Source organism: Nocardioides sp. R-C-SC26 (assembly GCF_021246465.1).
Classification (GTDB): Bacteria; Actinomycetota; Actinomycetes; order Propionibacteriales; family Nocardioidaceae; genus Nocardioides.
Window position 1 is genome coordinate 1 of the sequence record NZ_JAHRHK010000095.1, and the last position, 306, is coordinate 306.

At 73.9% G+C, this 306-nt stretch carries 1 protein-coding gene; it reads right to left on the reverse strand.

Annotated features, from left to right (window positions below; translation table 11 throughout):
- Window positions 1-75: 75 nt before the first annotated feature.
- On the reverse strand, window positions 76-306 hold a 231-nt coding region (locus KSO97_RS17585; RefSeq protein ID WP_232682115.1), incomplete at its 5' end, for a hypothetical protein.

Below are 306 nucleotides of genomic sequence, written 5' to 3' on the forward strand. Positions count from 1 at the left end.
CGTCGCCGCACGGATCCTCGGCGAGTCGCTCCGCCAAGCCCATGCGCCACGCGGCCCAGCCCGAGGGTCGCAGTGTCATCGCGGCGTCTCCCAGCGCACCGGCTGCACCATCCGGGCGTCGGTCTCGAGGAGCCAGCCCGCGGGGTCGGGGGTCAGGGCACGTCGCTCGTCGCTGGCCAAGTACCGCGCCTCGACCTCGGCGTGGCCACGGCCGTCGTCGACGTAGGAGATCCACACGAAGCGTGCGTCGCCGCGATCGAGCCACGCCTCCAGCGTGTGCAGCCCGTGACGCGCGCGCATCGGCAC